Origin of the sequence: uncultured Devosia sp. (assembly GCF_913055165.1) — a bacterium.
In the GTDB taxonomy this organism is placed as follows: domain Bacteria; phylum Pseudomonadota; class Alphaproteobacteria; order Rhizobiales; family Devosiaceae; genus Devosia.
This window is the reverse complement of record NZ_CAJXJS010000097.1, coordinates 1-8,121: the sequence shown is the minus strand read 5'-3', so window position 1 is coordinate 8,121 and position 8,121 is coordinate 1. Positions and strand designations below refer to the sequence as shown.

Here is an 8,121-nt window from a genome sequence, read left to right as displayed (position 1 = left end):
CCCGCCGCTCTTAACCCTATCTCCTGATCCCGCCGCACCTGTTGCGCCATGGCAACGTCACAAAAAAGCCAGGATTCCCGCCACATCCGCGCCCCATTAGCCCGAGATTAACCACGCTGGCACACCCGGTTTTAAGATTAAGCGCGGTAAATGCTGCCCTTAAGATTTTAGCCTTTTCTCCCAGGAGCCTGTCGTGGTCATCCCCGCCCCCATAAATACCGCTCTGCGCGCTGCAGCCATGCTGCTGCTGGTTGTCGCCATCGCTGCCTGTTCGCGCAGCGCCACGGACAATGTCGGCCTGACCGGCGTCGGCAATACTGGCGCTGGCGCTCCGGGCAGCCAGCAGGAATTCATCGTCACCGTGGGCGACCGCGTGTTCTTCGAAACCGATTCCAGCTCTCTGACCACCGAGGCCATGGCCACGCTCGACAAGCAGGCCCAGTGGCTCAACCAATATGCCAATTACCGCATCATGATCGAAGGCCATGCCGACGAGCGCGGCACCCGCGAATACAATATCGCCCTGGGCGCCCGCCGCGCCTCTGTGGTGGTGAACTATCTGGTTTCGCGCGGGGTCAATGCCCAGCGCATCACCAGCCAGTCCTTCGGCAAGGAACGTCCGGTGGCGATCTGCAACGACATCTCCTGCTGGAGCCAGAACCGCCGTGCGGTGACGGTCGTCCAGTAAATCGCTTGGCCTGCCGCACCGCTGCAGGCTCATCGATCCAGTGGAAACTGGAGGCAAGAGCGCCCGGCACCAGAAAATGGTCCGGGCGCTTTCTTTTGACCAAAATTGCTCTTTATCGGCGGACGCATAACCCCCATCTTGGCCGGCATTGATCATATCCGGAGGCAGGCGTGACGCTTAAGAACTTGAAGAAACTGGGCCATGCGGCGCTGTGCGCGCTGGGCCTTGGTCTGTGCGCGCAGGGCGCACAGGCGCAGGTGGTGCTGCCCCCGGGCGAGTTGAGCGGCCTCAGCTTCAACAATGACGGCGGCCGCATCCTGGTAGCCCAGGCCGACAACGCCCAATTGCTGGTGCGCATCCAGCAGCTCGAGGAGCAGATCCGCGTGCTCAACGGGCAGGTCGATGGCCTGACATTCCAGCTCACCCAGCTTCAGGAAATTCTCAACCGCTTCCAGGAAGACGCCGAATTCCGCTTCCAGGCATTGGAAGGCGGTGGCCCGGGAAACGGTGATGCGGCAACATCAGGGAGCAGCGTGAGCCAGCCCCAGGCGTTGCCGCAGGACCCGGCTGCGAGCGAGGAGGCCGTGCCTCTGACCGATATTCCCGAGCAGGGCGTACAGCCTTTGCCCGGCGAAATCGAATTCGATCCCACATTCGATGACGGCTCCGCCCCGATGGACGATCTCGGCCAATCCGGTGATCCCCTGGTCGGCACCGGTCAGGCCGGCGGCATTGACCTGATCACCGGCCAGCCGCTCAATCTGAGCTATGATCCCGCCGCCGATGCCTCGGGCAATGCCGATGCCGATGCCCAGTTCCGCGCCGGTTACGAGGCACTGGTTGCCGGCGACTATGAATTTGCCGAACAACAGTTCGGCCAGTTCATCGAGCTCTACCCCGACAATCCCCAGGTGGTGGATGCGGGCAACTGGCTGGGCGAATCCATGTTGGCGCGCGCGGCCTATGCGGAGGCTGCCGATGTGCTGGTGGATGCCTACCAGACCGATCCCAGCCACGAACGCGCGCCCGATATCCTGCTCAAGCTCGGCGTGGCGCTTGCCGGCGTCGGCGAGCGCGAAACCGCCTGCCGGACCTTTACCGAGGTTTCGACCCGCTATCCCGACACCATCCCGGCCTTCCAGGCCCGGCTGGCCGAAGAGAGGGCCAAGGCCGAATGCCCACCGGCCTGACGCCCGATCTGGGCGATCCCGAGGTGCTGGCGCGGCTGTTCGCGCCGGCAGCCGATGCCCCGGCCATCGGGCTGGCCGTCTCGGGCGGACCCGATAGCCTGGCCCTGATGCTGCTGGCCCAGCGCTGGGCCAGCGCACGGGAAAGCGCGCCGCGTCTGATCGTCTACAGCCTCGATCATGGCTTGCGGCCGGAAGCAGCCGCAGAAGTGGCCATGGTGATGGCCGAGGCGGACCGGCTGGGCCTGTTGGCGCGGGCGCTGGCCTGGACCGGCGAGAAGCCGGCCAGCGGCCTCCTGGAAGCAGCGCGGCTGGCCCGCTACCGGATCATCGGCGAGGCCATGCAGGCCGACGGCGCCACGCTGCTGCTCACCGCCCATCATCGCGCCGACCAGGCCGAGACCGTGCTGATGCGCCTGGCCCATGGCAGCGGCATTGAGGGGCTCAGGGGCATGAGCCCGATCAGCCAGGTCGAAGGGGTCACAGTGTTCCGGCCCCTGCTCGATGTCGAGCCGGCCAGTCTGGCGCTGGTGGTCGAAGAGGCGGGCCTGGTGCCCGCGCAGGACCCCTCCAACACCGATATCAGCTATGAACGCGTGCGCTGGCGCAAGCGGCTGCCCCTGCTCGCCGAGGACGGGCTCGACAGCGCCGCCCTGGCCCGTTTCGCCGCCCGCATGGCAGAAGCGGATCTGGCGCTGACGCAGATGGCCGACGCCGCCTTTGCCGAGCTGGTGACGCTGGACGGGTTTGGCGCCGCCAGCCTGCCCCGCACCGCCTTTCAAGGCCTCAGCCCGGCCATCGGCCGGCGGGTGCTGGCGCGTACGCTCAATATCGTGGGTGGACGGCAGAAACCGCGGGCCCTGGGCCAGATCGAAAAGCTATATGACCAGATTGCCGCGGGCGACCTGCCCCGCGCCGCCACGCTTCTAGGGGCGGTGGTGCGGATCAAGGGTGACGCGCTGATTGTCTCGCGCGAGCCTGGCCGGGCCCTGCCCGAACCCCGTGTTCTGGGCCCGCACGAGCAATTGGTCTGGGACCAGCGCTTCCTCATCACCAATGTCTCGGACACTGCCGGCATGACAGCGGGCGCGACCGATTTCATGCCCCGCCACCGGCTGGAGAATTTCCTCGGTTTCAAGGTTACCACGCCAGCCGAAGCCATTCGCACTGCGCCACTCGTGCGGGACGCAGAAGGCGAGATCCTCGCCTTGGGCGGTTGGTCCTTTGACGAACGGGTCAGCGTGGAACTGCTGATCGACTGAGGGTGGAGGGCTTAAATCTGGTGCACTTCGCCCAGCGCCACGACCGGACCCGTTGCCCGGCCCTCCGGCGCGCCACCCTTGGGTTCGAGCGTGATGGCCAGCACCGAGCCCTCGCCCCAGCCGGCCTGCACTTCTTCGCTCAGTTCCACCACTGACCGCTGGTTGACCGGAATGACCCCCATGGAGATCGGGGCCTGCTCGCCCTGGATGGCCCAGAGCTCCAGATCACGATCGGACGGAACATCGCCCGAGAGCGCCGTAAGCCGAACGGCCCCCGCCCCATCATAAAGCGCCAGGAAGCGCACATCGCTGCCCTCGGCTTCGAGCGCAGCAACGAGCTGGGTGGTCAGGCTCGTGACGCTGGGAGTCGGCTGCATCAGGTTGAAGCCGATCGCCGCAACGGCCACCGCCAGGGCGCCCGCGGTGAGGCCCCGCCAAAGCGCCAGGCTGTTCCAGATCGAGGTTTTCGGAGCCGCCCCGAACAGGCGCGCCTCCACCCGCCCGAGCACATGCGCAGGCGCATCGACTTCACCAAATTCGCTGTCGAGCGCTGCAAAGCGGGCCGACCAGAAATCGTGCTCCGCCTTCAGGGCCGGGTCGGCGGCAATCATCGCCTCGACGCGGGCATGCTCGCGCGGCCCGAGCAGGCCCAGGACATATTCGGCCACCAGCGCCCCACGCTCGTCGCCGCCCCTTTTGCCCTGCTCGTCGCTCATGCCGTCAGACACTCTCTCAACTTGATCAGGCTGCGCCGCAGCCAGGTTCGCATGGTATTGAGCGGCACGGAATAGCGCTGCGCCAGCTCGTCATAACTATAGCCCTCAAGATAGGCCCCGCGCACCGCTTCGGCCTTCTCCGGCTCCAGGGTCGCCAGGCAAGTCTCGATCCGCTCGCCCTCCTGGCTGGCCTGGGCCAACCGCTCCGGATCAGGCCCGGCATCGGCAATCTGCATCGCCTCGTCCAGCTCATCACCCGCCGGCCGCCGTGCCCGCACCATGTCGAGCGCATGATTGCGGGCGATGGCCACCAGCCAACTGATTGGAGAGGATTGCCCCGCCTGATAGCGATCGGCGCGCTGCCAAATCTTGATATAGACCTCCTGTATGGCCTCTTCGGCCTCGGCCCGGTTTTTCAAGATACGCAGCACCACGCCAAACAGTTTCGCGCTTGTGCGTTGGTAAAGCATGCGGAATGCCTGCCGGTCGCGCAGCGAGCACCGCGCGATCAGCTCGGAGATTTCGGCAGGTCCTGATTGTGCTGGCATGGGCAAGCGCCCTCCCCGTCCGTGAGGCCGTGCCGCGGCCTTTTCTGCTAGAACGAAAGAACGGGGCAATCGGATCACTGCCCTTCAAAAAACCGGGGCAAAGGCGTTTCATAGGAACCGGAAATCGAATAGACCCATTGCCCAACCGAACCCCCAGCCCAGGGAGCTGCTGACCACCATGACCGACCAGGCGCCCGACACCGATCGCTTCAGCCACGATGCCGGCATCCTCGCCCAGGCCCTGCCCTATATGCAGCGCTACGAAGGCAAGACCGTTGTGGTCAAATATGGCGGCCATGCCATGGGCGATCTCAAGCTCGGCCAGGCCTTCGCCCGTGACATTGCCCTTTTGAAGCAATCCAAGGTCAATCCGATCGTGGTGCATGGCGGCGGGCCGCAGATTGCCTCCATGCTCAAGAATCTGGGCATCGAATCCAAGTTCGAGGGCGGACTGCGCGTCACCGACCAGCGCACCATGGAAGTGGTTGAAATGGTGCTGGCCGGCTCGATCAACAAGGAAATCGTGGCGCTGATCAATGCCGAGGGCGAATGGGCGATCGGCCTGTGCGGCAAGGACGGCAACATGGTCTTTGCCAAAAAGGCGGAAAAGACCTTTAAGGACCCGGGCTCCAATATCGAGCGCGTGCTGGATCTGGGCTTTGTCGGTGAACCCGTGGAAGTCGACCGGACGCTGCTGGACCTTCTGGCCCGCTCGGAACTGATCCCCGTCATTGCCCCGGTCGCCCCGGGCCGCGACGGCAATACCTACAATATCAACGCCGATACCTTTGCCGGCGCCATTGCCGGCTCGCTCGGTGCCAAGCGCCTCTTGTTCCTCACTGACGTCCCCGGCGTTTTGGACAAGAACGGCAAGCTGATGCCGGAGCTTACCATGCGCGAAGCCCGGGAACTGATCGCCGACGGCACCATTTCCGGCGGCATGATCCCCAAGGTCGAGACCTGTCTTGAAGCGCTCGACAATGGTGTGGAAGGCGTGGTGATCCTCAACGGCAAGACGCCCCATGTCGTTCTGGTGGAACTGTTCACCGAGCATGGTGCGGGCACGCTGATCGTCCGCTGAGCGCAAACAGGTAAACAATTTCTGAAGCCCCCGCGAGTCAAGCAAGGAAAGTTCCTTTAAAGACTACTAAATCTATAGGCTTAATGCAGAATGCAGCCATCCGATGGGGGTAATCGCGATGGTTTCGGAATTCCTGATCTTCACTATTGCCGGTTTTCTGGCGCAGATTGTCGATGGCGCCCTGGGCATGGCCTATGGCGTGGTCAGCACCACCATGCTGCTCACCTTCGGCGTCCCGCCCGCAGCCGCCTCGGCCAGCGTGCATGCTGCCGAAATGTTCACCACCGCCGCCTCGGCGACCAGCCATGTCAGCCATCGCAATGTCGACTGGAAACTGTTCTGGCGACTGGCGCCGGCCGGCATAGCGGGCGGGGTGATGGGTGCCTATGTGCTGACCGCGATTGATGGCGCCATGCTCCGGCCCTTCGTCACCATCTATCTGGGTCTGCTTGGGGTCTATATCCTCTTCCGCGCCTTCCGCAGCCGGGCGCCCTATCGGGAGCATGGCACGGCCTATGTTGCGCCGCTGGGCGTGGCCGGCGGTTTTGTCGACGCTGCTGGCGGCGGCGGCTGGGGGCCCATCGTCACCTCAAGCCTGATCGGTTCGGGCGGCGCCCCGCGCTTCGTGGTGGGCACGGTCAATACCGTCGAATTCTTCGTCACCACCGCCGTCTCGGTTGCATTTCTGACGGCGCTGATGACCGGCCATTGGGACCAGGCCGACGGCATCGACCGGCACCTGTGGTCGGTGGCCGGCCTGGTCGTGGGCGGGGTGTTGGCCGCGCCGCTGGCAGGATTCGTGGTCCGGATGATCCCTGCCCAACGCCTGATGATCCTGGTGGGCAGCCTGGTGATGGCCCTGGCCGCATACCAGACCTGGCAATTGCTGACCTAGCACCCCAAGCCCTGGCGTTGGGGGCGGTGCCTAGGCCTCCACCGGTGCCGCTTCGGCGGCCCGCCCCTGGGGCTGGTTGCCGGATTGTTTGAAGACAAAGGCCAGCGCCAGCACGAGGCCAAACGCCACCACCTGATACCAGAGCGCCAGCGCCGCAGAATCGGCGAAGGCGGCATGGGGGCCGGCTCCGGCCGCAAAGGAATTGGCCAGATGCGTGAAGAAAATCTGTCCGATCAGCGCGATGCCCAAGGCCCCGCCGACCTGCTGGAAGGCCTGCAGCGCCCCTGAACCGGCACCTGCATCGCGATCCGGCACGCTGCGCAGAACAAGCTGGAACAGCGCCGAAAAGCCCAGGCCCAGGCCAATCCCGGCGATCAATAGCGGTGGCAGGAACCACCAATGGTCGATGGTATCGGTGACGCCCGCGACGATGAAATGCAGCCAGCCGATCCCAAAGCTGAGCATGGCACCAGAAGCTGCCAGGCGGCTGCGCAGATAGTGCGACCCGAACCGGCCGGCAATGAACGAGGCGATCAGCACGCCCACGGAAAAAGGCGTATTGGTCAACCCTGATTCCAGCGGTGAAAAGCCGAAGCCCGCCTGCAGCAGCAGCGAGATCACCATGAACATGCCCGGTATGCCCGAGGCAAAGACCGTCACCACAAAGGCGCCGAACATGAAGTCCTTGCTGCGCAGGAGGCCGTAATTGAGCAGTTGCGGTTCACCGGCGGCGGCACGGCGGCCTTCCCAGACAAAGAACACGGCGAGCATGATCAGGCCAAAGGCCATCATGCCAAACGCCCAGAGCGGCCAGCCATAGGCCCGGCCTTCCACGATCGGAAACACCACAGAAACGATGCCGAGTCCGAACAGCACGATGCCGACATAGTCATTCCTGAGATCCGGGTGACCGGGCAGACGCGTTATCAGAAACCAGCCGGCGATGATGGCGGCGATGCCGATAGGAATGTTGACCAGAAATATCGGCTGCCAATCCAGCCCGAACAGCTGGGCGTCGATGAGGATGCCCCCCAGGATCGGACCGCAGACGGCGGCCAGCCCCGCAGACAGTCCGAACAGGGAGAAGGCCTGGCCGCGTTCGTCGGGCGGAAAGGAGACGGTGGCAATGGCCAGCACCTGCGGGGTCATCATCGCCCCGCCGAGCCCCTGCAAAACGCGGGCACCGATCAGCACTTCGATGGACGGAGCAAGGCCGCACAGGGCCGAGGCCAGGGTGAAGGCCGAGACGCCGAGCAGGAACATGCGGGTCCGGCCGACAATGTCGCCCAGCCGCCCGAATGGAAGCAGTCCTAGCGCAAACGCCAATACATAGGCGGCCACCACCCACTCGATCTGGCTGTCGGTCGCCCCCAAATTCTCGCGCATTGAGGGGAGCGCCACATTGACGATGGTGACGTCGATCAGGTTCATGAAATTGGCGATCAGCAGGATCGCCAGGGAAAGCCAGCGGCGCGGATCTGGCGCGGCCTCGGGCCGAGATGCAGACATGGTTAGTCCCTTTTGGCAGCGGGCGCCGAAAAGGCCCGCTCGAGTTCTGAAAACACCGCGTCAACTTCCGAGCGATCTGGATGAGAGCTGCGCCAGCCAGCCACGGTGCCCAGGAAGATATGCGCGGCGGCTTGCGGGCTAAGGTCGGCACGAAGCGTTCCATCCCTGACACCCAGCGCGAAGATGTCGGCGAGCGTCTGCCGCCAATGGCCCGTCATGGGCCTGATTATGGCGG

9 protein-coding genes are annotated in these 8,121 nt (G+C 64.6%); 5 read left to right on the top strand and 4 right to left on the bottom strand.

Going from position 1 to position 8,121, the window contains the following annotated elements:
* Positions 1 to 238 precede the first annotated feature (238 nt).
* From pal to tilS, 3 genes are all read left to right on the top strand, one after another.
* Positions 239 to 688, top strand: coding sequence for a peptidoglycan-associated lipoprotein Pal (gene pal, locus QZ564_RS18500; RefSeq protein ID WP_297113285.1), 450 nt, complete (start codon positions 239 to 241; stop codon positions 686 to 688).
* 170 nt (positions 689 to 858) lie between these two features.
* Positions 859 to 1,878, top strand: coding sequence for a tol-pal system protein YbgF (ybgF, locus tag QZ564_RS18495; protein ID WP_297113283.1), 1,020 nt, complete (start codon positions 859 to 861; stop codon positions 1,876 to 1,878).
* On the top strand, positions 1,863 to 3,137 hold the full coding sequence (tilS, locus tag QZ564_RS18490) for a tRNA lysidine(34) synthetase TilS (protein ID WP_297113281.1): 1,275 nt from the start codon (positions 1,863 to 1,865) through the stop codon (positions 3,135 to 3,137). The genes ybgF and tilS overlap by 16 nt, the downstream gene beginning before the upstream one ends.
* Before the next feature lie 11 nt (positions 3,138 to 3,148).
* Here the strand turns inward: tilS and QZ564_RS18485 are convergent, their stop codons facing one another.
* A complete protein-coding gene (locus QZ564_RS18485; RefSeq protein ID WP_297113279.1) occupies positions 3,149 to 3,853 on the bottom strand; it encodes an anti-sigma factor in 705 nt (234 codons plus the stop codon).
* Complete coding sequence (locus QZ564_RS18480; RefSeq protein ID WP_297113277.1) at positions 3,850 to 4,401, bottom strand: sigma-70 family RNA polymerase sigma factor; 552 nt, start codon at positions 4,399 to 4,401, stop codon at positions 3,850 to 3,852. The genes QZ564_RS18485 and QZ564_RS18480 overlap by 4 nt, the downstream gene beginning before the upstream one ends.
* A gap of 178 nt (positions 4,402 to 4,579) precedes the next feature.
* On the opposite strand from QZ564_RS18480, the gene argB reads away from it, so the two are divergent.
* Positions 4,580 to 5,482 (top strand): acetylglutamate kinase, encoded by a 903-nt coding sequence (gene argB / locus QZ564_RS18475; protein ID WP_297113275.1) that lies wholly within the window; start codon positions 4,580 to 4,582, stop codon positions 5,480 to 5,482.
* A 103-nt stretch (positions 5,483 to 5,585) separates the two neighbouring features.
* Entirely contained in the window at positions 5,586 to 6,377 is a 792-nt protein-coding gene (locus tag QZ564_RS18470) for a sulfite exporter TauE/SafE family protein (protein ID WP_297113273.1), read from the top strand.
* Between the two features lie 30 nt (positions 6,378 to 6,407).
* Here the strand turns inward: QZ564_RS18470 and QZ564_RS18465 are convergent, their stop codons facing one another.
* A complete protein-coding gene (locus tag QZ564_RS18465; protein WP_297113271.1) occupies positions 6,408 to 7,886 on the bottom strand; it encodes a DHA2 family efflux MFS transporter permease subunit in 1,479 nt (492 codons plus the stop codon).
* A gap of 2 nt (positions 7,887 to 7,888) precedes the next feature.
* Positions 7,889 to 8,121: hypothetical protein (locus QZ564_RS18460; RefSeq protein WP_297113267.1), on the bottom strand; the 233-nt coding region annotated here is incomplete at its 5' end.